General features: G+C 39.1%; 19 protein-coding genes. 2 read left to right on the top strand and 17 right to left on the bottom strand.

All coding sequences use genetic code 11. The features are described from left to right. Window positions 1-128: 128 nt before the first annotated feature. From MKX72_RS09565 to MKX72_RS09530, 8 genes are all read right to left on the bottom strand, one after another. Window positions 129-701, bottom strand: a complete 573-nt coding sequence (locus MKX72_RS09565; RefSeq protein WP_099330857.1) for an HTH-type transcriptional regulator Hpr — start codon at window positions 699-701, stop codon at window positions 129-131. Between the two features lie 232 nt (window positions 702-933). After that, complete coding sequence (locus MKX72_RS09560; protein WP_048021365.1) at window positions 934-2,148, bottom strand: cystathionine gamma-synthase family protein; 1,215 nt, start codon at window positions 2,146-2,148, stop codon at window positions 934-936. Between the two features lie 196 nt (window positions 2,149-2,344). After that, window positions 2,345-2,476 (bottom strand): hypothetical protein, encoded by a 132-nt coding sequence (locus MKX72_RS09555; protein WP_255900469.1) that lies wholly within the window; start codon window positions 2,474-2,476, stop codon window positions 2,345-2,347. Between the two features lie 135 nt (window positions 2,477-2,611). Then, window positions 2,612-4,489 (bottom strand): sigma-54-dependent Fis family transcriptional regulator, encoded by a 1,878-nt coding sequence (locus tag MKX72_RS09550; protein WP_098626750.1) that lies wholly within the window; start codon window positions 4,487-4,489, stop codon window positions 2,612-2,614. A gap of 264 nt (window positions 4,490-4,753) precedes the next feature. After that, complete coding sequence (gene lpdA / locus MKX72_RS09545) at window positions 4,754-6,133, bottom strand: dihydrolipoyl dehydrogenase (protein WP_099330855.1); 1,380 nt, start codon at window positions 6,131-6,133, stop codon at window positions 4,754-4,756. A 16-nt stretch (window positions 6,134-6,149) separates the two neighbouring features. Beyond that, complete coding sequence (locus MKX72_RS09540) at window positions 6,150-7,376, bottom strand: dihydrolipoamide acetyltransferase family protein (protein ID WP_099330854.1); 1,227 nt, start codon at window positions 7,374-7,376, stop codon at window positions 6,150-6,152. A gap of 25 nt (window positions 7,377-7,401) precedes the next feature. Then, window positions 7,402-8,436 (bottom strand): alpha-ketoacid dehydrogenase subunit beta, encoded by a 1,035-nt coding sequence (locus tag MKX72_RS09535; RefSeq protein WP_034264586.1) that lies wholly within the window; start codon window positions 8,434-8,436, stop codon window positions 7,402-7,404. An 18-nt stretch (window positions 8,437-8,454) separates the two neighbouring features. After that, a complete protein-coding gene (locus MKX72_RS09530; protein ID WP_154991446.1) occupies window positions 8,455-9,447 on the bottom strand; it encodes a thiamine pyrophosphate-dependent dehydrogenase E1 component subunit alpha in 993 nt (330 codons plus the stop codon). 473 nt (window positions 9,448-9,920) lie between these two features. Here MKX72_RS09530 and MKX72_RS09525 point away from each other — a divergent pair, with 473 nt between their 5' ends. Further along, window positions 9,921-11,255, top strand: coding sequence for an ArsB/NhaD family transporter (locus MKX72_RS09525; RefSeq protein WP_154991770.1), 1,335 nt, complete (start codon window positions 9,921-9,923; stop codon window positions 11,253-11,255). Between the two features lie 79 nt (window positions 11,256-11,334). On the opposite strand, the gene MKX72_RS09520 is transcribed toward MKX72_RS09525, so the two are convergent. From MKX72_RS09520 to MKX72_RS09510, 3 genes are all read right to left on the bottom strand, one after another. Beyond that, the gene (locus MKX72_RS09520; protein WP_049164121.1) at window positions 11,335-12,711 is read right to left on the bottom strand and encodes an NCS2 family permease; all 1,377 of its coding nucleotides are present in this window, start codon (window positions 12,709-12,711) and stop codon (window positions 11,335-11,337) included. Between the two features lie 255 nt (window positions 12,712-12,966). Next, window positions 12,967-13,293, bottom strand: coding sequence for a Na-translocating system protein MpsC family protein (locus MKX72_RS09515; RefSeq protein ID WP_014460548.1), 327 nt, complete (start codon window positions 13,291-13,293; stop codon window positions 12,967-12,969). A 37-nt stretch (window positions 13,294-13,330) separates the two neighbouring features. Next, window positions 13,331-14,767, bottom strand: coding sequence for an NAD(P)-binding domain-containing protein (locus tag MKX72_RS09510; protein ID WP_154991447.1), 1,437 nt, complete (start codon window positions 14,765-14,767; stop codon window positions 13,331-13,333). A 391-nt stretch (window positions 14,768-15,158) separates the two neighbouring features. Here MKX72_RS09510 and MKX72_RS09505 point away from each other — a divergent pair, with 391 nt between their 5' ends. After that, the gene (locus MKX72_RS09505; RefSeq protein WP_014460550.1) at window positions 15,159-16,061 is read left to right on the top strand and encodes a COX15/CtaA family protein; all 903 of its coding nucleotides are present in this window, start codon (window positions 15,159-15,161) and stop codon (window positions 16,059-16,061) included. Between the two features lie 43 nt (window positions 16,062-16,104). On the opposite strand, the gene MKX72_RS09500 is transcribed toward MKX72_RS09505, so the two are convergent. The 6 genes from MKX72_RS09500 to MKX72_RS09475 all read right to left on the bottom strand — a co-directional run bounded on the left by MKX72_RS09500 (window position 16,105) and on the right by MKX72_RS09475 (window position 21,792). After that, complete coding sequence (locus tag MKX72_RS09500) at window positions 16,105-16,989, bottom strand: SDR family oxidoreductase (RefSeq protein ID WP_048021377.1); 885 nt, start codon at window positions 16,987-16,989, stop codon at window positions 16,105-16,107. Window positions 16,990-17,341: 352 nt separating this feature from the next. Beyond that, complete coding sequence (locus MKX72_RS09495) at window positions 17,342-17,836, bottom strand: universal stress protein (RefSeq protein ID WP_026106550.1); 495 nt, start codon at window positions 17,834-17,836, stop codon at window positions 17,342-17,344. A gap of 150 nt (window positions 17,837-17,986) precedes the next feature. Beyond that, window positions 17,987-18,283, bottom strand: a complete 297-nt coding sequence (gene cyoD, locus MKX72_RS09490; RefSeq protein ID WP_033578712.1) for a cytochrome o ubiquinol oxidase subunit IV — start codon at window positions 18,281-18,283, stop codon at window positions 17,987-17,989. Beyond that, a complete protein-coding gene (gene cyoC / locus MKX72_RS09485; protein WP_155008189.1) occupies window positions 18,284-18,883 on the bottom strand; it encodes a cytochrome o ubiquinol oxidase subunit III in 600 nt (199 codons plus the stop codon). A 1-nt stretch (window position 18,884) separates the two neighbouring features. Beyond that, on the bottom strand, window positions 18,885-20,852 hold the full coding sequence (gene qoxB, locus MKX72_RS09480; protein WP_155008190.1) for a cytochrome aa3 quinol oxidase subunit I: 1,968 nt from the start codon (window positions 20,850-20,852) through the stop codon (window positions 18,885-18,887). Between the two features lies 1 nt (window position 20,853). Next, window positions 20,854-21,792: a cytochrome c oxidase subunit II gene (locus MKX72_RS09475; RefSeq protein WP_155008254.1), complete on the bottom strand. Its 939-nt coding sequence runs from the start codon at window positions 21,790-21,792 to the stop codon at window positions 20,854-20,856. Window positions 21,793-22,035 lie beyond the last annotated feature (243 nt).

Here is a 22,035-nt window from a genome sequence, read left to right as displayed (position 1 = left end):
TGGAGAATCATTATTCACAAAATAAAAAAGAGCTGTTTTATACGTGAAGTTTCTCACGGATAAAACAGCTCGGTCTGTTATTCACTTATTTTCACGAGGCCCTATTCTCTGCCCATTATTTAGCGCGTTCAATTACTAGTTAGCTGGACTTCTTTCTTATCTTCATTTTCTTCTATTCCCGCTTCTTCTATATTCACAAAAGGTTGATCAGCAACGGTCACTAGGTCGCCGCCGCAAACGTGACGAACAACGGTTACGAGCTCTGGAAAATCGGGAAATTTTCCGTATAACGTTTTTAAAGGAAGTGCGCCTTTGCACACCTTACTGTTATGTGGTTCATACCCTTTGAGCGTGTCAAGCAATAATTGTTCTCCCTTTTCAGTCAGTTTGATATAGGTGTTTCTTTTATCATTTTCTCTTTTGGATAGATACAGATACCCTTGATTTTCTAATTTTTTCGAAAAATTAAATGCTGTAGAGATATGCATAGCTCCTAAGTTAGCTAACTCTGACATCGAGATTTCTCCCGTGCTGCTAGCCAAACATAAAATATGATGCTCATTTACATTCAGACCATAAGGCTTCACCCATTGCTCCCAATCATCTTCTGCAGCTCGCCAGATGGCTTTACTTACCTGCATTAATTTAAATCCAAACAATGATGCATCTTTTATTGTGTATTCATTTTCTTGTTTCGACATACTATCATTCCTTATTTGTAGGCTATTGTAAGTTAGTTTATTTTTAAAGCGTGTAAAAACATTTTTATTTCATCTAATTTATCAGTATACCTACAAAATCAGACGAAAAAATACACGTGCAGTTTAATTTCTCAGCTTTATTCCACAATATCTCTGCAATTTTGAAGAAACGTCTACCAACTAAAAAGAGTTGCTTACCTTATTTTTATTTAAAAAAGTAATACATGTCTTTTTAATTACTAATAGGTGATGCAGATTCTAAGTGAGCAAATGCTTGTTCTAAGTCTGCAATTAAATCTTCCGTATCTTCAATTCCTACAGATATGCGAACCAGTCCTTCGGATATTCCAAGAGCTTTACGTTCTTCAAGCGTACATTCTACGTGACTAGTCGTTCTTGCCGGACCGTAAATCGTTTCAACTGCTCCTAAATTACCGGCTTTATTTGCATACGTTAACTTTGGCAGCAAAATTTTAATAGCTTCCATTTCTCCTTTTAACACAAAGCTTAATATTCCGCCAAAGCCTTTCATTTGTTTTTTGGCAATATGATGATGAGGGTGTGTTTCCAATCCAGGATAATAGACGGCTTCAACAGCTTCTTTCTTTTGAAGAAATTTAGCAATTTCCAAAGCGCTTCGTTCTTGTTGACGTATACGCAGCTTTAACGTCTTCATTCCTCTTAAAATAAGATACGCTGACATAGGGTCCATGGTCGCGCCATTGATCTCACGGTAGTGATACACATGCTGCATTAATTCTTTAGAGCCGCATACTACTCCTCCTAAGGCATCCGCATGTCCGCTTAAAAATTTTGTGGCACTGTGAATGACAAGATCTACTCCTAATTGAAGAGGGTTTTGGTTAATTGGTGTCGCAAACGTATTATCAATAATGACCACTGCCCCTACCGATTTTCCTGCTTTCGCTATTCTTTCAATATCAATAATTTTCATCGTAGGATTTGTAGGAGATTCTAAATACAGCACTTTACATCCTTTATTTACTTCCGCTTCAATTTCTTCATGATTCCCCGTATTACATAAGGTTACATCCACTCCAATGTTAGGAAGAAACTCAGTGAAGATTTTATTTGTTCCCCCATATGTATCTTTTACCGATACGACTCGGTCTCCAGGTTTTAAAAACGTGTATAATGTGCTGCTAATAGCCGCCATGCCGGAGGAAAATGCGACCGACTCTTCTGCTTCTTCAAGTATCCTTACTTTTTCTTCAAAAGCTTTAACCGTAGGATTACTCATGCGATTATACGTATAGCCTGGTTTGTTTCCTAACGCAACTTCTTGCCATTCGTCTACGTCATCATAATTATAAGCTACGCTGAAGACGACGGGAACTTGGGTGGCATTGTAAGCAAGCGATTCTTTTTCTCCTGCCCATACCGCTTTTGTTCCGTCTTGTACATTTTTAAACTGTTTGTCTGTCATTCACTCATCACCTCTGGTTTTGTTAATTAGATATTGATTAAATTATATATTGTATACAATATACTGTATATAGTACAGAATAATCTGATAATAAAATATGCGTACATTCTTCATTAAATTTAAAAAAGATCGAGATATAACGAAATCAATTCAATCTAACGACGAACAAATAGGATACATGAGCTGAACGCTTGTGTCACGGCAGTTGATTCCGTACAAGACTTCGCTTTCCGCGGGCGGCCGCTGAGCCTTCTCGTCGCATACGCTCCTGTGGAGTCTCCCCTGTTCCGCTTTTTCGGCAGGAGTTTTCGTCTTGCCCTCCAATCAACTACTAGAAGAACTTAAAACGAATCGAAACTACGCTTATCATAACAAAAAAAACGAACCACTAATCAAAAATCTTGATCAATCAATGGTTCGTTTTTTACTTTTTCTAAATTTAAAACAGCTAGAAACTCTCAGCTTATAAATTGAATTTTTTTAATCTGTTATAAAATGTACTTCTTGGTATATCTAACAGCTTAGCAGCAAGCGACACATTTCCCTGCGTTTTACGTAAAGCATCCATCATCAAGTCTTTTTGAACTTTTTCACGAAATGTGAGTGCGGATAGGGACGTAAAACCGTTTTCTTCTATTTCTTGTGAAGTATCAGAGTGAGAGATGTCCCTCTGACCACCAAGATGTAAAGAACTCAAATAACTCAATATTGTCTCTTTTTCTGTGTCCGCGTTTAGTGAAATTTTCAAGCGTTCAAGTACATTAAATAATTCTCGAACGTTTCCGGGCCACTGGTAATCTATCAATTTATCTACTAGTTCCTTGGGGAAATTCATATTCCAATCATTCGTTTGACAAAAGTACCGCATAAGATGCGGAATATCTTCTTTTCTTTCCCGTAAAGGCGGAACATGCACGGGGTACACGTGAAGCCGGTAGTATAAATCTTCTCGAAACTTCCTTTCATTGACAAGTTGGCGAAGATCTCGATGAGTAGCGGTAATAATCCGGATGTCTACCGGAATTTCCTGATTGCTTCCCACAGGCGTGACCTTGCGCTCTTGCAATACTCTTAACAAAGAAACTTGCATAGAATGAGGAAGCTCACCTATTTCATCAAGAAAAATCGTACCATGATTAGCCTGTTCAAACTTCCCTTGATATCCTTGACGCCGTGCTCCTGTAAAGGCTCCTTCCGCATAGCCAAATAATTCACTTTCCATAAGTTCCTTCGGAATGGCACCACAATTAAGAGCAATAAAAGGCCCGTTTTTACGCGAACTGTTTTCATGAATCGTTCTCGCCACTACTTCTTTTCCAGTACCTGTTTCCCCTAAAATATAGACCGTTGTATCCGTAGGAGCCGCCTGCTTTATTTCTTCTAATGTTCGCTGAAAGGATCGGCTTATGCCTGCTTCTCCTTTAAAACAAAATGATTGAGCAGAGATCTGTTTAGTTATTTGGTTATGAGTCGTTTCTTCTGATAAGTAAACAATCTTTCCAATAGAATGACCGTGTCTTTTTGAAATGACAGGCACTTCCATCACTATACGAAATCCCTGTTGTACAATCGTATTCAACTGTTGTCCTGACCATTTAGGTATACATTCCCGAACGGTTTTACTTGCTCCTACAATCACTTCTTTGTAATTGCAAAGCAGCAAGAGCTGCTTGCTATCGACAAAATTCATAGAAGCATGAACCAACTCAATTTCGTCTTTGTGCATTCGAATGCTTAACTCCCGTTCGATTGTATACGCAATGGACGTAACCATTCCAAGCATATAAGGATGCGCTCTGTTTACGGGACAGGAAATATTAATAATCCCAATTAAATTTCCGTCGTCATTTCGAACAGGCGCCGCCGAACAGCTCCATTGATGCGAAGCAATCGAATAATGTTCTGTACCTGTTATCATAATGGGTTCTTCCGTTTGCAGAGCCGTCCCGATTGCATTTGTTCCTACTTCTTTTTCTGTCCAACAGGCACCTTCCACAAAATTAATTTTTCTTGCTTCATTCAGTGTAAGTCTATTTCCTGTAATAGATAAAATATAGCCTTCTGGGTCAATTAATAGAGCAACCATTCCTAAATCTGCCGCTGATTGTCTGATTCTTTCTAAGTGCGGCAACGCCGTTTCAAGAAATAAAGAGTTCATTTGTTTTCGAGAATGAAAATCTTCGTTTCTTAAAATCGATCTGCCTTTATCTAGGTAAGGGTTAACATCTGCGCTTTTACAGCGGTGCCACGATTTTACAATGATGTCGTTTAACCTTGAAGATTCAAGTGCTCCTTCGTTTACAAAACGTTTCCATGTGTTTAAAGAAAGTGTGGATTCCATTTCTTACCTCTCCCCTATAAACTTAATTGAATATAGTAAATCAAGGCTTGTTACTATTATTATAAATCACAAAGAAAACGTTATCATTACCAAAGATAGATTCTTAAACTCACGTTATGTAAAAATTAATAGAAAAACTAGACGAGGATGCAGGAAAATCCCTATCCCTCTTTCATGATTCCTTCATCCTCTAGTTTACCTTTTTGAATCATTCATTTTTACTTTTCATTCTTAAAGAGCTTAATAACTTGAGCACTTGTATAATCATGAGTGAACGGCCTGACCCGCTGAATGCAAAAGAGCTTCATGAATCGCTTCGGATAATGTAGGATGAGCAGCGATAAAGTCTTCCATTACATCCGTGGTCAACTCCCCGTGCAGCATGATAGTTCCTTGTCCAATTAATTCTGTAGCATGTGCACCTACAATGGAAAGCCCAATAATTTCATTAAACTGCGGTTCTACGATTACTTTCACTTTTCCAACAGAATCATTTGCAATCATCGCTTTGCCGTTTGCCGTAAACGAAAATTCTCCGATACGAACATCACCGTATTTTTCTCGGGCCTGTTTTTCTGTCAAACCGACACTTGCAATTTCAGGATGAGTATAGATGCAGCGTGGTACAGCTCTGTAATTCACGCTCTTATCTTTTCCGCATGCATGCAAAGCAGCAACTGTGCCTTCATGAAAGGCTACATGAGCGAGCTGAATTCCGCCGACTACATCTCCACAAGCATAGATATTAGGTATATTCGTTTGCATATGCTCATTAACATCAATTCCTTGTTTTGAAAAATGTATGCCAAGCTTTTCTAAACCTAAACCTAGCACTCTAGGCTTTCTCCCAATTGAAATTAATGCATAGTCAGCCTGCAGTTCATGCAGTTCTTCTTTATGTTTAAATAGAGCCGTTTTATCTTCTGGCTGCATTTTTGTTAACGAAGCGGATGTATAAATCGTTACGCCTTTTTTCTCTAACTCTTCCTGCAACATAAAGGCGATATCGGCGTCTTCACCAGAAAGCAGCTGATCTGCCGCTTCCACAATCGTTACTTTTGTTCCCATTTGACTGTAAATGCTTGCAAATTCACACCCAATTACACCTCCTCCTACTATCAAAAGAGATGAAGGGATAGCAGGCAGCGACATCGCTTGTCCACTGTGAATGATCCACTTTCCATCAAACGGAGCAAACGGCAGGCTAGCAGGTTCTGAACCTACAGCAATAATAAACTGTTCAGCCTCTATTTCTTCTACTTGATTTTCATTTCGCACGGCTAGGCGATGATTTGTCAAAAAAGAAGCTTCTCCTTTCATGACTTTAATACTGTTCTTTTTCATTAAATAGCCAATTCCCCTGACCAAGTTTTTAACAATGGCTGTTTTATGATGCTGAACGCCATCCCAGTTAATTTTCACTTGTTCTAAAGGAAGAGTGATGCCGAATTGCTCAGCTTGCTTTATTTTCTTATAGGCTTCCGCGCTTGCTAATAATGACTTTGTTGGCATACAACCCTCATTTAAACATGTTCCACCTAAATCTTTTTGTTCGATTAACGTAACTTGTTTTCCTTGCCGGGCGGCAGTGATTGCCGCCACATATCCTGCAGGACCGCCGCCAATGACAACTAAAGGTTTCATGGAATGCACCACCTTTCTATAAGAGTAGTAAAATAGGTTGCTCTAAGTATTGTTTAATAGTTCCAAGGAAATTAGCTGCAGGTGCTCCGTCCAGTACGCGATGATCAAACGTCAGGCTTAAAGGCAGCACGTTTCTTCTTTGTAAATCGTCTCCTATATACATAGGTACATCTTCAGTAGCTCCCACACCAAGGATTCCTGTTTCAGGCGGGTTCAATACAGGTGTAAAATACTCTACTCCGTAGGCACCGAGATTAGTAATAGTGAATGTGGAACCTTGCATGCTATCAGTATTCAACTGACCTTGCCGAGCATCCGCTGCTCGTGTTTTAATCTCTGCAGCTAATTCAACTAACGGCATTTTTTCAGCATGTTGCACAACAGGAACAACTAGCCCATTCTCTAAAGCCACGGCCATTCCAAGATGAACATGATGATAGAGATGAATTTCGTTATCGATATACGCACTGTTCATTTGCTTGTGTTCTTGAAGTGAAAGAACAACAGCGCGAGCAATAAAATCAGTTAGAGAGATTTTCACCTTATGGCGTTGTTGAATCACTTCTTTAATTTCTCGTTGAAGAGACAGCAAATCCGTCACGTCAGCTTTCATATTAATCGTTAATTGAGCACTGTTTAGTAAGCTATTATGCATTCGGCCTGCAATGACTTTCCTCATTCCCGCTACTGGAAGCGTTTCTTTTTTTGTAGCTTTATCTATTTCAACTGGTGGATGACTTGTTTCTGCAGCTTTTTCTGCCAGCACTTTCTCTACATCCGCTTTTGTGATTCTTCCTTTTGGTCCCGTGCCTTTAATCATTTCAATGTCAAGGTTTTCAGATTCTGCTATTTTCCGTGCAATTGGTGAAATGCGCACAGTTTCTTTGCTCTTCTTTGATGAAGCTACGTTTGCTGGTGGCTCTTCTAAAGAGATAGTGGCGGCTACCTCGTTTTTAGGAGCCTGAAGCTCATTTGCTGAACTGCTTTGCTCAGTAAGCTGCTCGTTTGGATTTCCAACATAACAGATAATCGTTCCAGGAGGCACACCTACATCTTCTTGCACAAGGATATCAAGAATCACACCGTCCTGCGGCGCTTCAATTTCCATTTCTATTTTTTCAGAATTAATACTTGCAATCATATCTCCTTTTGAAACGGAGTCTCCCACTTTTTTATTCCATGTCGAAACGGTTCCTTCTTTCATTGCCATACCTAGTTTTGGCATTACAACCTCTGCAGCCATTTGCTTCCTCCTCCTTTCTCTTTACTTACACGCTTAGAAGCGATTTATCTCCTAGCAACTCCGATACAACTTCAATTACTTTTTGCGGTGTTGGCAGATAAATATCTTCTAATGGAGGTGAAAATGGTACAGGTGTATGTGGTGCTGTAATTCGTTTAATAGGTGCATCAAGCATATCAAATCCTTTATCAGCAACTAACGCAGCAATATCTGTTGCGATGCTGCATCTTGGGTTAGCTTCGTCAATAATAATTAATCGGTTCGTTTTTTCTACAGAAGAAAGAATTGTCTCTTCGTCAAATGGTGATAGACTTCTAGGATCAACTACTTCTACGTCAATTCCTTTGTGAGATAATTGATCTGCGGCTGTAAGTGCAGTATTCACTTGTTTGCCAATCGCTACAATCGTTAAATCTGTTCCTTCGCGTTTCACGTCCGCTTTTCCTAATGGAATCGTATAGTAGCCTTCAGGAACCTCACCTTTCATGTTGTACAACGTTTTGTCTTCAAAAAAGATAACCGGATCATTGTCTTCAATTGCTGCTAATAATAAACCTTTTGCATCGTAAGGGGTAGAAGGCACCACTACTTTAATGCCAGGAATGCTAGTGAACAAAGCATACAAGCTCTGAGAATGCTGAGCCGCAGCTCTGAATCCAGCTCCATGAGTCGTTCGAATCGTGACGGGCACTTCTGCTTTTCCTCCGAACATGTATCTAAATTTTGCGCCTTGATTCAGCACTTGATCTAAGCAGCAGCCAATAAAGTCATTAAACATTAATTCTGCAACCGGTCTTAACCCCGTAGCTGCCGCTCCCATTGCAGCTCCTATATAAGCTGCTTCTGAAATAGGCGTATCAAGAATTCGTTCACGTCCAAATTCTTGTACAAGTCCCTTTGTCACTCCAAGGACACCGCCCCAAGCCTCATCATCTTGCAGGTGGTCAATTTCCGCTCCGCCAGCTACATCTTCTCCCAGCAGAATCACATTCTCATCTTTTCGCATCGCTAGTTTCATTGCTTCATTGATAGCTTCAGACATACTTAATTTTCTAGTCATTTTCTTTTCCCCCTTTAATTAGTAAGATACATAAACATCTGTTAATAGTTCGGAAGCATCAGGATAATCGCTTGTTTCTGCTAGCTCAACTGCGCGTTTTACTGCTTTTTCTACGTCACTTTCAATATCTCTAAGCTCTTTTTCTGTTACTACTTGTTCTGAAAGCAAATAGTTTTCAAAAAGAGCAATCGCATCTTTTTCCTGAAGATGTTCTTTCTTTTCACTGCCTGATTTATACGTTTGTGCGTCGCCTTCGAAATGCCCGTAATTTCGATACGTTACACATTCAATTAACGTTGGGCCTTCCCCTCTGCGAGCTCGTTGAATCGCTTCAGCAGCTGCTTCATAAACAGCCATCACGTCTTTTCCATCCACTCGTACGCCTGGAATATTGTAAGCTGCGGCACGGTCTGCAATCGTGCTGCAGCTTGAAGCATAAGAAAAGGGAGTTGCTTCTCCGTAGCCATTATTCTCAGCAACAAAAACAACCGGCAGTTTCCAAATAGCTGCTAAGTTAATTCCTTCATGAAACGTTCCTTCATTGCCCGCCCCGTCTCCAAAAAAGCAAACGCTTACATCTTTTGTCTTTTTATACTTAGCAGTTAAAGCAGAACCGCACGCAAGCGGAAATCCTCCTCCTACAATTCCATTTGCTCCTAAAATTCCTTTATCTAAATCCGCGATATGCATAGATCCGCCTTTTCCTTTGCCTAACCCGGTTACCTTCCCAAATAGTTCAGCCATCATTCCATCTAAATCGCCGCCTTTAGCAATACAATGACCGTGTCCACGATGAGTGCTCGTAATACTGTCACTGTCATTAAGGTGAGCGCACATTCCAACCGCTATCGCTTCTTCACCTGCATACAGATGAACAAAACCAGGCAGTACACCTTTTGCAAAAATTTGATGTACTTCATCTTCAAACTTTCGAATTTCTACCATTTTCTGATACATCCAGCTGGCTTTTTCTTTCGTAAGCTTTTCTGTTTTATTTTGAGCAGTTTTCATTATGGTAAGCCTCCTCATTTGATTATCAAACTTCACTTAATTACTCTTGCAAGTACCGTGCCAACATGAAAACCGCTTTATCTTAGCAATCCATTGTTTTATTTGTTCTCACAAAGTTAGACAAAATTGGACACTGTTCCAACTTTGTCTAACTTTGTCCGATATTAGAGGAATCAATTATGTAAACTGAATTTAAGGTGCATAATAAGCGTGTGGGTTGAAAATCACATGAATAATTAGCAAGAAAGCTTTTATGTAAATATGATATAATGCTGAAGGAATCGTCTGCATTTTGAAGAACACCAAAGCTTTTAAAGGAGGTTGGTTAAAGGAAAGCGGATTTTATAGAAGTTTCACCGTAAAGTTGGATGTAAATTAAACGATGAAAGATGAGGTGAAAACCTGGAAAACATCCAAAGTTTGCGTCATCTACACTTCGCGACGTCTAGATGACATATCGCCAGGTTACAGTTATGCACAATGCAATTCAACACATTACAAGTTTTCATGTATACGCAGCCATTATTATATTTATCATTACATATTTTCTGATTATGACTGAAAAGATCAATCGCGCTTCAGCAGCTCTTTTAGGTGCTATATTGATGATTTTGTTAGGTATTGTCGATTTTAATAATGCTATTACCGAACACATTCAGTGGGAAACAATTGTCCTTCTTATGGGTATGATGATTTTAGTCGGCATCACAAACAAAACAGGCGTGTTTCAATACGCAGCCATCAAGTCTGCTAAAATTGCTAAAGGTGATCCGGTTCGAATTCTAGTTATTTTATCGATTTTAACAGGCGTCGGATCAGCTTTTTTAGACAATGTGACAACCGTGTTATTAATTGTTCCCGTTACATTTTCGATTACTACTATCTTAAACATTAATCCTTTTCCGTTTCTTATATCAGAAGTGCTGTTTTCAAATATTGGAGGAACGGCAACTTTAATAGGCGACCCGCCTAATATCATGATTGGGGCAGCGAACCCTCACCTTGATTTTAATGCTTTTTTATTAAATTTAACTCCTGCAGTACTGATTATCGGTGTTGTTACACTGGGGATTCTTGTTCTTATCTATCGTAAAAAGTTAAAAGTAGAAGATAGTAAAAAGCAAGAGCTAATGAGTTTAAATGAAAAAGATTATATTCAAGATTCTGTTTTAATGAAAAAATCGTTAACTGTATTAGTATTAACGATTCTAGGTTTTACCCTGCATTCTGTTTTGCACATTGATGCGGCTATGGTAGCCATTACAGGTGCTGCTGTACTACTGGTAATTGGATTAAGAACTCATGATGAAGTAGAAAGCGCATTTGATTCTGTTGAATGGACAACCATTATTTTCTTTGCAGGTTTGTTTGTTCTTGTCGGAGGCTTAATCGATGTAGGCATTATTAAAAAGCTGGCTGCTGGCGCGTTGAACGTTACAGACGGCAATATCGCACTGTCAGCTTATCTCATTTTGTGGATTAGTGGCATTGCCTCAGCTGTTATTGATAACATTCCTTTTGTTGCTACAATGATTCCACTTATTCAAGATATGGCTCATGGAATGGGAATGAGCCCTGATTCTGCTCAAATCAATGTACTATGGTGGTCATTGGCTCTAGGAGCATGTTTGGGAGGAAACGGTACGTTAATTGGAGCATCTGCCAACGTCATTGTAGCTGGCATGGCTGTAAAAAAAGGACATAAATTTTCGTTTATGGACTTTTTGAAAATTGGAGCTCCAATCACGCTCGTATCTCTTTTAATTTCAACGTTATATATCTTCCTTCGCTATCTTTTATTTCTGTAAGGGAGAGAGATTAAAATCTACACGATCAGTAAAAAAGACTTCTCAGCTGAGAAGTCTTTTTTGCTCTAGATATATGCGTTCAAGCAGCCCAGATGAAGTTGATAATAAAAGCGGCGCTAATGATGTACATAATCCAGTGGATTTCTTTCGCCTTGCCGGCTAACAATTTAACGAACGTATAAGATAAAAACCCTAGCGCTAAGCCTTCGCCGATACTAAATGTTAACGGCATCAAAATAATGGTGCAAAAAGCAGGTACAGCATCTGTTATTTCGTCGAGAGGAATGTTTTTAATTTCTGTTAACATGAGAGCTCCAACCATAATTAAAATAGGTGCTGTAGCAAAAGCAGGAATAATGCTGATCAATGGAGTGAACAAAATACTGACTAAAAACAGCATGGCAACAACCAGTGCTTTAAGACCCGTTTTGCCTCCTTCTGCAATTCCCGCAGCGTTTTCTACATACGCGTTCATTGCGGTAGATCCCATAGCAGCACTGGCTACAGTCGCAAGAGAATCTGCCATAAGCGCTTTATCTAACCCTTTAATTTCTCCTTTTTCATCCATTAGTCCAGCTTTTTTAGATAATCCAATCATCGATCCTAAATTATCAAATAGCTCCACAAGCGTAAATGAAAAAATAATAGAGAAAAGACCGTAATGGAGAGCAGATTTAATATCCATTTGTAAAAAAGTTTCTGACATGCTTGGCATTGAAAACGACACAACGCTGCTGATGCTTTTAGGTGCTTCTACTATGCCCAGCGCCATCCCTGCAATTGATACTAGTAAAATACTAATCAAAGCAGCTCCTTTAATTTTTCGAGCAGTTAATACAGTTACCGCGATAAAACCTAATAAAGCAAGTAATGGGCCCGGTTTTGTCAGTTGTCCAAGCGCTACTAAATTTTCTTTGTTGCTTACAATAATTCCAGCTTGCTTAAAACCGATAAAAGCAATAAATAGACCGATTCCAACGGAAATAGCACTTTTTAAAATAGCGGGTATCCCTTCAATAATCTTCTTGCGTAAGCCTGTTATGGTTAAAATAAAAAATACAACCCCTGAAATAAATACGGCTCCTAAACCTGTTTGCCACGTTAACCCTTCACCCAATACCACTGTATACGTAAAAAAAGCGTTTAGTCCCATTCCTGGTGCAACTGCAATAGGCATGTTCGCCCACAATGCAAACAAAAGAGTTGCAAAAACAGTGGCAAAAATTGTTGCCGCAATTGCCGCTTCTTTTGGAATGCCTGCATCTGCTAAAATCGTCGGATTAACAAAGATAATATAGCTCATCGTCACAAAAGTCGTAATTCCCGCAAGAATTTCTGTTTTTACATCTGTTTTACGTTCTGTTAAATGAAACAGCTTATCTACCCATGAAGGATTAGGTGCTGATTTTTTTGTTAGTTCCATATGCTGAGTTTCCATTTTTTCATTCATCGCCACTTGCTTTTCACTCCTTTAATGATCGATTGGATTTTTTTAACTAGTTTTTACAGCCGCTTTATCAACAAGTGTATATTCAGTCATTTCCCCACTCCTTTTTTATGAAAATATGTATAAAAAGAGCCGTGAAAACAGAAGGAAACCCTTCTATCTTCACGGCTCTTTGCTTCTGTAAACAGAAGATAAGCATCCGTCTTTTACGTTTTTTGCAAAACAAACGATTTCATCGAACGTTTTGCCATTTATATAGAGAAGTTATTTAAAGCAAATAACCGTACAAGAATTCTCAGTAGCAGGATCATAATCTCTAAATAAAGAAGTGACCTGGATATCGAATAATAGCTCCACTTTTTGCTTTAGCATTTTTTTATATTTAGTCGACAAAGCCGCATCAAGAGACATCACTAATTCTTTATATTCTTCACTGAGGGCGTCTAGCGCTGGCATTCTTTTTGATTGAGCTAGTATAAGAATTTTATTATCAATAATATCTATTTTTTGAGTATTCACGCCTACATTAAAAATTTCTTGGCTAATTTGAGTATACAAAGTAGCTATCTTCTTTTTAGAGATCGGCTCCATATGCTTCACCTTTTTCATTGTTAAAAATGTAGTTTTATTATGTTGTTTTCACTTGATTAGCGTCTTTTGACCAGCTGCCGATAAATTCAGGCTCATTATAGTCAAAGAAATTGGTTAAATTCTCATGGCGGTTATCAATAAAAAGCTGATTGGCGACTTCTGATACGAGCTTCGGTATCGCATATTTCAGCCCTGAAAGAGCGGAAGCAGAAATTCCACAGCTAATTAAAGCAGAATAATTAAAAGCAAAAAGGCCATATACCATTTTTTGACCTTCCCCATTGCGATTTGAAAAAGCAAAGCCATTACTAAGGTAAGGGTGGGCATCCAATACTGGATTGGCAATTTCATGCGGTGCTTTGTAATGATCGCTCCAGCGGGCGATGTGTTTTTCAACAAGACGTAATTCTGGACGAAGAGCCGGATCTGTTAGAAGGCCTGTGCTAATAATTAAATAGTCAAATGTAAAGACTCCCTGAGGAGTTGTTACAACTGCTTTGTCCTGTTTTCCCTCGACATCGAGCCACGGTGCATGTACGTGCAAATGAAAACCTGGCCATGAGGAAGCGCGTCCAAATGTATCATTCGTAGGCGGCTGATTGTATTCGAAAAAATGAGCCATTACTTCATATTTTTCAGCATCTGACAGAGCATGAAAACGCTCAATCATTCCTGAAGCTTCCATTTGTCTGATTGGATTAATACGCGGAAGTTCTTTTCGTCGAACAAATACATGAGCTTCAGCAACTCCTTCGGAAAGCGCATAGTTGGCGTTATCAAACGCCGAAGCTCCTCCTCCTAAAACAGCTACTTTTTTGTTCTTTAACGTAGTAAAATCAATCGTTTGTGAAGTATGAGAATAAAGATGAGGCGGCAATTTTTCAGAAATCATAGGCGGGACATGCCACTCTCCTCCTCCTTGAATTCCTGTAGCTAGTATAACTTTACGTGCCATCAGTGTAGGACATGCAGCTCCATTTCCTTCAATATGCAAGCGATGAATACCTGTTTCCGTCGGCTCAATTAACGTTAATTTTATTTCATTTGCCACAGGAAGGTTAAGAATACTCCGGTACCAGCGTAAATAATTCATCCAGTCTCCTCTTGGAATTTTGTCAAGAGCTTCCCAGCCCTCTGAGCCAAATTGTGCTTCCCACCACGATTGAAACGTAAGCGAAGGCATACCTAAATCGATAGATGTTAAGTTTTTGGGCGTTCTCAGCGTAATCATTCGTGCATACGTTTCCCACGGACCTTCTAAACCCGAACGGTTTTCATCAATAACAAGAATATTTGACACGCGTTCTCGCAGCAAGCCAAAAGCCGTTCCTAAACCGCTTTGACCTCCTCCAATAATGATTACATCGTATACGTGTCCACTTTTAGGGATAATTGGCTGTACTTCTGTTGGTTTCCTGAAAGAAAGGTAAGAAAGATCGGTTTCTACTCTTTTATTTAAAGCTTCTAAGCTCATCGTTATCTCTCCTTTCAATAAAGTTTCTCCGTGATAAAAAAGTTTATTTTATATCTAACATAAAATGATAGGTTTTATAACATCATTTGATTTATATTTATATTATCACTTTTGGAATATGATTGTATCTCCATTCTCTCTAAAGTTTTTTTTGCAAATTGTATAAAATCACTAATATAATTTTTTATATCTTATGTATGAAAGCATATTTACATTGTTTAAAAGGAAAAAACCATTACAAAGCTTAGTGAAGAAAGCTTTTCTGACATCAAATTTAAGGAAAACATGTGCGAGTTTGTGACAGTTATTTGTTAATTACGCTCTACTACTTGACTATCGTATTCATCAAATCTATAGTCATAATTAGTAACTCAACAAAGGGAGTCAACGTATGAGAAATTTATTTAAAATAACAGCTATATTTACAACGATTGTTATGTTTATTTTAATGATTGCCGGCAGTCTGGTCACAACCACAGGATCTGGATTAGGGTGCGGAAACGAGTGGCCATTGTGTAACGGGCAGTTAATACCCGAATACGCAGTAGCAACAATGATTGAATATACGCATCGTTTGATTACCGCATTTGCAGGTCTTCTTGTTTTAGCATTTTCTATTTGGGCTTGGATTCGTTATCGCAGAAACCGTGAAGTGAAAATTTTAGCGATCATGAGTATTGCATTTATCGTTATCGAGTCGTTGCTCGGGGCTTCTGCCGTTATCTGGCCTCAGTCAGCTGAGGCGCTAGCCCTGCATTTCGGTCTTTCGCTTATTGCGTTTACCGGTGTATTTTTACTTTCAATATTTGTTATTCAAAAGGACCGTTCGGATCATTTTATTAAAGGAGCCGTTACAGGCAAATTTAGATGGCTCGCATGGTTTACGCTTATATTTACCTACTGCGATATTTATTTAGGTGCATATGTGCGTCACAAAGGTGCAAGCTTAGCGTGTACAAGCTTTCCGGCTTGTTATGGCAACACTCTTATTCCAAAGCTATCAGGAACAACAGGCATTCACTTTGCTCACCGATTTGCTGCTCTTGTGCTGTTTGTTCTTATCATTTGGATTATGGTATCTGCTATCAAACAGTATAAAGAAACTCGCCGTGATATTTACTACGCGTCCATCATTGCAGTTGCTTTAACCTTTGCTCAAATATTTAGCGGTATCTTTGTTGTCATGTCTCGTTTAAATGTCTTTGCTACACTGTCTCACTCGGCATTTATTACAGCGTTATTCGCTACGCTTAGCTACATTTGTGTACAAACTTTAAAAGGTAAAAGACGATAAAACAAAAAACACGTGCAGTTCATAACTGCACGTGTTTTTTGTTTTAAGCTAGTTCTATTCCGCCTGTAATTCCGTAAACTTGAGCTGTTACGTAGCTTGCATCCGTTGAAGCTAAAAATACGTATACATTTGCTAACTCTACCGGCTGACCAGCACGCTGCAAAGGTGTATCTTGTCCAAAGCCTGGAATAGCGTCGCTTGGCTGCCCTCCAGAAATTTGAAGCGGCGTCCAGATAGGTCCTGGAGCAACGGAGTTAACGCGAATACCTTTTGGAGCTAATTGCTTGGCTAGTCCGCGAGTGAATCCGTTAATGGCAAACTTTGTAGCTGCATAATCTAATAAATTAGGACTTGGGCTATAGCCTTGTACAGAACTTGTGGTAATAATAGAAGCACCTGCCGGTAAATAAGGCAGCGCTGCTTTTACGGTCCAATATAAAGAGAATACATTTACTTCAAAGGTTTTGCGCAGCTGATCCGTTTCTAAATCAGCAAGATCTTCTACTGCCTGCTGTTTACCTGCTACGAGCGCTAAAACGTCTAATCCATCTAATTCTTTATAAGCTTTTTCTACTAGCTCCTTGCAAAAAGATTCTTCGCCTACATCACCAGGTATGAGTACTGCTTTTCTGCCTTCTGCCTCAATAAGCTTTTTTACTTCTTCTGCATCAGTTTGCTCTTGTGGCAAGTAATTAAGCGCAACGTCCGCTCCTTCTCTTGCATAAGCGATAGCTGCTGCTCGGCCAATACCTGAATCCCCACCTGTTACAAGAGCTTTTCTGCCTTTTAATTTACCTGCACCTATGTAACTGTTCTCCCCGCAGTCTGGGATGACGTTCATTTCTTTTTGTACACCAGGCGGTTCTTGATACTGCTTTGGATAGTCTTCATGGAAATATTGAGTTAATGGATTATTTAACTTTGACATATTCGTCACTCCTTTATAAATCAACCTTAACCAACTAAGGAAAAGTTTTCTATATGCTTGTTCTTCCCCTCTTCTTCTTTCATAAACATGTTTGATGTGCTCTACTATCCTCACCTTTCTTTCTGCTATTCCCTTTCAATCAACAGCTAGAAACAGCTGGATACATGAAAACTACATTCACCATCACAATAAAAAAATCCGAACGAGTCACGTTCTCTCTTGAGAACCTTGACTCCTTGTTCGGATCTTCTTTTAACTAAAATACGTTTCCCCCCCACTCTTTAAATAAATGAAATGGTGAGAGCTTTGTATTTTGCTGTGCACAACAAGTTTTATTTCTCGTCTGTACCTGTTACTCTGTTAGTTCTACTTGTAAAGGCTTTGATTCCTCTTCAGCTTCTTTAGGGGTGCGAACGATTAACACATCACATTTGGCATAGCGCAAAATATGCTGAGATACACTTCCAATTAAGATACGCTCTACCGCGTTTAACCCGGTTGCACCGCATACAATTAAATCAACGTGCTTATCGGGAGCAATTTTTTTAGATATTTTTGTTTTAGGAGAACCGTGTTCAATTAAGGTCTCGACTTTCGTTACTCCAGCCTTAATGGCTAGGTTACTATAGTTGGTTAAAAGTTCTTCAGCAAATTTCTCTGCATCTTGAAAGCGTGTATCCGTATAAAATGCATAAGGTGATGGACTTAACGCCTGTATATCGATAACGTGACAAATTATCAAATGAGCGTTATTTTTTTTCGCACTGTTAACTGCTTTTTTGAATGCCCACTCCGCTTCTACAGAACCGTCTACTGCTACGAGGATGTTACGATAAGCCATATTCATCATAATCTCTCCTTTAACATTCGTTTATAAAGAACTTTCTTTGCTACACTTTTATTGTACTTTTTGCGCAAGCGAAAGTATGTGATTTTTATCACAATTTATAGAAATTAATAAAAAATGGAGCCGCACACATCGTACACGGCTCCATTTTTATTGAACTTGAGAGTTAAAAGTCATTATCCAAATAGATCCTGCTACAATCGTAATAACAAAAACGATTCCAAGTATCAAAGCCATCACATTATAACGAGGCTTCTCTCCGTCTTTAATATGCATAAAGAAAAACAATTGAACGAAAAATTGAAGCACGGCCATTCCTAGAATGCTAGCTAGTAATATATTTTTAGCAAGTACGTGGTTTAATACCAGCAGCAGAGGAATAACGGTTAAAATAATTGAGAAAATAAATCCGGTTGTATAAGCTTTTAACGACCCGTGGTTCTCCATCTACATCACCCCCATTAAATATACAACCGTATAAAGGAAGATCCAGACAGCATCAAGAAAATGCCAGTATAAGCTGATAATCGTCACTTTTCGTTTTGTTATAGAGGTAATTCCGTATCGTTTTAACTGGATTGTAATTGAAATCATCCAAATGATTCCGACAGAGACGTGCAGCCCGTGCGTACTCACCAGCGTGTAGAAAGCCGTAAAAAATGCGCTCGTAGAAATGGTTGCTCCTTCGTGAACCATTGTTTGAAATTCATGAATTTCAAGACCAACAAAGCATACACCTAAAAGCAGCGTTACGATTAGCCAGCCAATTAAAGGCTTTATTTTTCCTTTGTGCATGCTTAATACAGCTAATCCGCTCGTAAAGCTGCTCGTTAATAAGATAAACGTTTCAGAAACAAATCCTGGGACTTCAAAAAATTCCTTTCCCGTAAGGCCTCCTGCAGTATGATTAACAAGAACAGCATACGTAGCAAATAATGCTCCAAATAAGATACAGTCCGTTACGAGGAAAAGCCAAAAACCCATAACTTTGATTTCTTCATCATGTTCATGATGATGTTCTTCCTGGTGCGCTGTCGCATATGCCATGTTATCCGACCCTCCCTACTGAATCTTCTGTATGTTGAATTTCATCCACGGGAATATAATAGTCCGAGTTGTATTGAAAAGAACGAGCTAGTAAACAAGCTCCTACTCCTGTCAAACCGAATATCGCCACCCATACCCAGTGGAACGTTAAGCCAAAACCAGCAATGAACCAGAAAATCGACATGATAAATGGAATACCTGAATTCTTAGGCATATGAATTGGAGAAAAAGCCGCTGTTTCCTTCGCTTTTTTCTTTTTTCTTTCTTCTTTTATCGTCCACCACGCATCTTGCCCCGTTACTGTTGGAATCACTGCAAAATTGTAGTGCGGCGGAGGTGAAGGGATGGACCATTCTAATGTACGTCCATTCCATGGATCTCCTGTTACATCTCGTTCTCCGTACTTAATGCCATGAAGAATCTGCCATGCTTGAAAGATAAACCCTATGCCCATAAAGAAGGCTCCCACTGTAGAGATAACGTTCAGCGGTCCCCATCCCATGTCAAAATCGTACGTATAAATACGGCGCGTCATTCCCATAAACCCTAGTGCATATTGAGGCATGAAGCATACATAAAAACCAATATTCCACGTCCAAAATGCCCATTTGCCAAGACGGTCATTTAGTTTAAAGCCAAACATTTTTGGCCACCAATAGTACAAACCTGCAAAGAAGCCGAATACAACGCCTCCGATTAACACTTGGTGAAAGTGTGCAACTAAAAAGTAGCTATTATGATACTGATAGTCTGCGGGAGCTGCTGAAAGCATAACACCCGTTGCTCCTCCCACAACAAAGCACGGGATAAAAGCAATTGTCCATAACATTGGCTGCGTCATTTGAATACGGCCGCGGAACATTGTAAATAACCAGTTGAACACTTTAACACCCGTTGGAATCCCGATGGCCATCGTGGTAATAGCAAAAAACACATTTACATTAGCACCTGCACCCATCGTAAAGAAATGATGCACCCATGTGAAATACGATAGAACGCTAATAATCATCATTGAAAAAACCATAGATTTATAGCCAAATATCTTCTTTTGAGAAAACGTTGCAACAATTTCAGAAAAAATGCCGAATGCCGGAAGCACAACAATATACACTTCAGGATGTCCCCACATCCAAATTAAGTTAATGTACATCATCGGATTTCCACCGCCGGTCATGGTAAACAAGTGTCCGTCAAAGAAGCGGTCGATAAACAATAAAGCAAGCGTTACGGTTAATACAGGAAACGCGAAAATGATAATAATACAGCTTGCTAGAACAGACCACGTGAATAGCGGCATATGCATAAGTTTCATGCCAGGCGCACGCATTTTTAAAATGGTCATAATAAAATTAATTCCAGAAGCCAAGCTGCCAATACCTGATATTTGAATGCCCCAAATATAAAAATCTTGACCTGGTCCAGGACTGAACTGCATGCCAGAAAGCGGCGGATAACTCAACCACCCTGCATCTGGCGATCCTCCGATTACAAACGACAAATTGAAAAGCATGGCGCCAAAGAAAAATAGCCAAAAGCTTACCGCGTTTAAAAAAGGATAGGCGACATCTCTTGCTCCAATTTGAAGAGGTACAACAATATTAAAGAAAGCAAACATAAGCGGCATTGCCATAAATAGAATCATAATGGTTCCGTGCGTAGTAAAAATTTCGTTGTAATGATTAGAATCTAGAAAATGCCACTGAGGAAATGCTAGTTGCATACGCATCAATAATGCATCTACTCCGCCTCGAAACAGCATTAACAATGAAGAAAGCATATACATGATTCCAATTTTTTTATGATCCACCGTTGTGAGCCACTCACGCCATAGCCACTTCCACTTTTTAAGATACGTAAGAACAAAAATAATACCGGCTAGTGTTAACAATACGGCGACATCGGCTCCGTAAATCATCGGTTCTCCAGTCACAAAAAAATGAGATGAAAAATCTTTTAATTTGTCTAACAACTTAGTTTCCTCCTTCCTGGTGCTCGTGCTGTGTATGTGCTTGTTCATCAGAAGCCACATTCATTGTCTTCATGTCTTCATTTTTCATATGGTGATGCTGACTATAATATTGACCACCGTTTTTAATGACAGTTTCTTGGAACAAACCTTTAGGAATGGTAGAATACGATTTCTCTAAAGAAAGACCTTGGTTTGCAAGACTGTTATAATCAGCTTTTGTTAAAGCTGGTGCTGTTTCTTTTACTTGCCTTACCCACTGATTAAATTCTTTTGTCGATGTAGATTTAACTTTAAAGTTCATATGAGCGAACCCTTCACCCGTAAAATTAGCACCTGAACCAAAATATTCTCCCTTGTGATTAGCTTGCAGCCAAAGCCCCATGGCCATTCCCGGCATTGTATATAATTGTCCTCCCAACTCCGGTACCCAAAAGGAATTCATAGGTGCATCTGACGTTAGCACGAATTGAACGGGCACATTCTTTGGAATTTCGACATAGTTGACTGTCGCAATATCTTGATCCGGATATTGGAATAACCATTTCCAATCAAGAGACGTTACTTCAATCGTTAGCGGCTTTACATCTTTTTTCGGTGGATCTACTAATTCATAAGTCGTCTTGGCCGTAGCGAAACCTAAAATGCCAATAATAATAATGGGGATGCCCCACCAAATAAATTCAAGACGCTTGCTATCGTCCCAATCTGGTCGATACGGAGCCTTGTTTCCAGGCTTATCACGGTAGCGTAAAACGATATACACAAGCAGACCTAAAACAGGAATAACAACAATTGTGCATAAAATTATGGAAAAAATAATTAACTGGTATTCTTTTTGAGCCACCGCCCCCTGCGGATTTAAAATCAAATAACGACTATCACAGCCTGCTAAAAAAATTGTAATGAATACGGAGAGAATGATTAACTTGCCAATATGCATTGATTTTTGCTTTCTCACCTCAGCTCAGGCTCCCTTCCTTTAAATTTCTGTACATAATAATGGTATATAAACGTTCATATTAGAGATGCATCTCAACAGATCAAAGAGCTAAAAACCTCCTAACATATTGAAGTTTGTCATGACATATTGCTTACTCCTAAAAAATTATCATGTTGTATGTTTAAAAGGTGTGATATTTCTCACACTTGAAGCGATTTTTATCTAGTTTAAATGGCTTTACCA

Source organism: Priestia sp. FSL R5-0597 (genome assembly GCF_038006305.1).
GTDB classification, from domain to species: Bacteria; Bacillota; Bacilli; order Bacillales; family Bacillaceae_H; genus Priestia; species Priestia zanthoxyli.
This window is presented reverse-complemented; position numbering and strand designations above follow the sequence as displayed.

Bases quoted from the DNA above. Each gene is read 5' to 3' on its own strand.
- MKX72_RS09510 (WP_154991447.1), bottom strand. From the start codon at position 14,767: ATGAGCTTAGAAGCTTTAAATAAAAGAGTAGAAACCGATCTTTCTTAC.
- MKX72_RS09505 (WP_014460550.1), top strand. From the start codon at position 15,159: ATGAGAAATTTATTTAAAATAACAGCTATATTTACAACGATTGTTATG.
- MKX72_RS09560 (WP_048021365.1), bottom strand. From the start codon at position 2,148: ATGACAGACAAACAGTTTAAAAATGTACAAGACGGAACAAAAGCGGTA.
- MKX72_RS09515 (WP_014460548.1), bottom strand. From the start codon at position 13,293: ATGGAGCCGATCTCTAAAAAGAAGATAGCTACTTTGTATACTCAAATT.
- lpdA (WP_099330855.1), bottom strand. From the start codon at position 6,133: ATGAAACCTTTAGTTGTCATTGGCGGCGGTCCTGCAGGATATGTGGCG.
- MKX72_RS09535 (WP_034264586.1), bottom strand. From the start codon at position 8,436: ATGACTAGAAAATTAAGTATGTCTGAAGCTATCAATGAAGCAATGAAA.
- MKX72_RS09565 (WP_099330857.1), bottom strand. From the start codon at position 701: ATGTCGAAACAAGAAAATGAATACACAATAAAAGATGCATCATTGTTT.
- MKX72_RS09495 (WP_026106550.1), bottom strand. From the start codon at position 17,836: ATGAATATGGCTTATCGTAACATCCTCGTAGCAGTAGACGGTTCTGTA.
- MKX72_RS09540 (WP_099330854.1), bottom strand. From the start codon at position 7,376: ATGGCTGCAGAGGTTGTAATGCCAAAACTAGGTATGGCAATGAAAGAA.
- MKX72_RS09500 (WP_048021377.1), bottom strand. From the start codon at position 16,989: ATGTCAAAGTTAAATAATCCATTAACTCAATATTTCCATGAAGACTAT.
- cyoC (WP_155008189.1), bottom strand. From the start codon at position 18,883: ATGGCATATGCGACAGCGCACCAGGAAGAACATCATCATGAACATGAT.
- MKX72_RS09475 (WP_155008254.1), bottom strand. From the start codon at position 21,792: ATGCATATTGGCAAGTTAATCATTCTCTCCGTATTCATTACAATTTTT.
- MKX72_RS09525 (WP_154991770.1), top strand. From the start codon at position 9,921: ATGCACAATGCAATTCAACACATTACAAGTTTTCATGTATACGCAGCC.
- MKX72_RS09550 (WP_098626750.1), bottom strand. From the start codon at position 4,489: ATGGAATCCACACTTTCTTTAAACACATGGAAACGTTTTGTAAACGAA.
- MKX72_RS09530 (WP_154991446.1), bottom strand. From the start codon at position 9,447: ATGAAAACTGCTCAAAATAAAACAGAAAAGCTTACGAAAGAAAAAGCC.
- cyoD (WP_033578712.1), bottom strand. From the start codon at position 18,283: ATGGAGAACCACGGGTCGTTAAAAGCTTATACAACCGGATTTATTTTC.